Raw genomic sequence first — 2,108 nt, forward strand, 5'->3', positions numbered from 1 at the left:
AGCCGCCAGGATCGCGGCGATCGACAGATAGGGATTGATGTCGGCGCCCGGCGCGCGATGCTCCAGCCGGCAGGCGCCGTCATTCGGCGTGGTGATGGCGCGGACGGGTGCTGTGCGGTTCTCGAAACCCCACGCGACGTCCTCCGGCGACCAGGCGCCACGATCGAAGCGGCGGTAGGAATTGACCGTCGGCCGAAACAACAGATGTGTTTCCTGCATCCGGTGGAGCACGCCGGCAAGGAACTTTTCCGCAACCGGCGTCAGCCGGTTCGGGCCGGCGGCGAAGGCCGGCTTGCCGTCGCGCCACAGGCTGACATGGTGATGCGCGCCGCAGGCGCTTTCCTTGCCCGGCGGCTGGAAGCGCGTCATGAAGGTGGCGACCAGGCCACGCTCGGCGCACAGCTCGCGCAGATGCAGCTTGGCACGCATGGCGTCGTCGGCTGCCTGCAGTGCCGATTTCGGTGTCAGCGCATATTCATACATTCCGTAGCCATATTCGGTGACCAGCGAGGCCACCCCGATGCCGATGCTCTTCATGCGGGTGATGAATTCGGCGGCAAAATCCTGATATTCGCCGCTGCGCACCAGATCATAGTTGATCAGCGAATGGCCCCAGGGCTTCAGCTCGCGGTAGCGCCCGGCGCGCATCAGATCGTGGTCGGCATGGAAGATGCCGAACTCGTATTCGAGCGCGATCATCGGCTCGTAGCCGAGCGCCCTGGCGCGTTCTTCGACGCGGGCCAGCACGCCGCGCGGATCGAACGGACAGACCGCGCCGTCGAGCATGTAGGAGCTGGTGATGGCGGAGGCGAATTTCGGCTTCCAGCCGTGCTGGACGACCGTCGCCGGATCGATGATCCCCTTGATATTTGGAAAGCCGTTGTCCTCATTGGCGCTCGGCGAGGCGAAGGCAACATCACCCATCGGTTGGCCGTCGCCATGGGTAACGCAATAGAGGATGGCGTTGATGGATTCGCCATAGGTAGAGAGCTTCAGCGGTGCGATCTTGGAGCGGAACGCCCCTGATGTGTCGACCGTATGGATCTCGATGAATTCGACGCCGTCGGCCGCCAGCTTGCTCTGCAGCGCTTCGAGCCTGGGCTTGTAGGCCGCGGCCTTGTCCTCAAATTCCACTTCAAACCTCCACCAGGAAAACTCGGAGCAATTCCAGGAAAAGTGTGAAACGGTTTTCCGTCCGGAATTGCGTTAGAAGAAACGGACAGACGCTACGCTATTTCGCGTTGCGCCTGAAAAATCGCGACAACAATTCGTCGAGCTCATAACGGCCGCTGATGCCGCTTGGCCGGAAGGCCATGCAAAGCACGATGACGACGCCGAGCGCCACACCCGACAGCCCGAGCAGCTGCGGCAGCTGGAGGCCGGCGATCGTCACGCCGGATTCGATGCTGCGGATGAATTCCAGCCCGACCGAAAGCACGATCACGCCGGTCACCGCGCCGGTCACCGTCGCCATGCCGCCCAGGATCAGCATCGCCAGCGTGTTGAAGATCATCTGGAAGTAGAAAAGCTTGGGACTGATCGTGCCGGCAAAATAGGCGTAGAGCACACCGGCGAGGCCGCAGATCAGCGCCGACAGCACCCACGACATCAGCCGCAGGCGTCGGGCGTCGATGCCGAGTGCTGCGGCGGCCTGCGGGCTCTGGGCGCTGGCGCGGAGCTGCAGGCCCCAGCGGCTGTCCTTGAACAGCCGCGCCAGCACGATCACCACCACCGAGAACACCATCATCCAGGGCAAGCCGACCACCTTCGGGATGCCGAAGAAGGCCTGGTTGCCTTTGAACAGATTGGTCCAGTTGAGAAACACCGAATGGACGATGATCAGCAGCGCCAGGCTGACGATGGTCGCGGCGACACCCGACAGGCGGCTGATCACCTTTCCGCTGACGGCGGCGACGATGCCGACCATGATGAGCGCGATGAGCGCCGACGACACCGGATCGAGCTGCAATGTGGCGAAGCCGAACGGCGCATGGGGGATCGACAGTTTCTTCATGGCCAGTGGCGTCGACAGGATGGCGACGCCATAGGCGCCGAGGCCGACAAAGGCACTGTGGCCGAGATTGGCGATGTTGCTGTTGCCCATGAAC

2 protein-coding genes are annotated in these 2,108 nt (G+C 63.0%); both read right to left on the minus strand.

Translation table 11 applies throughout. From position 1 onward, the window contains the following. Positions 1-1,134, minus strand: a 1,134-nt coding sequence (locus tag EN906_RS31955; RefSeq protein WP_127375674.1) for a glutamine synthetase, incomplete at its 3' end; no start/stop codon positions are given. Between the two features lie 97 nt (positions 1,135-1,231). Beyond that, positions 1,232-2,108: branched-chain amino acid ABC transporter permease (locus EN906_RS31960; protein ID WP_164777526.1), on the minus strand; the 877-nt coding region annotated here is incomplete at its 5' end.

The sequence above is a fragment of the Mesorhizobium sp. M7A.F.Ca.CA.004.06.1.1 genome (assembly GCF_003999135.1).
In the GTDB taxonomy this organism is placed as follows: domain Bacteria; phylum Pseudomonadota; class Alphaproteobacteria; order Rhizobiales; family Rhizobiaceae; genus Mesorhizobium.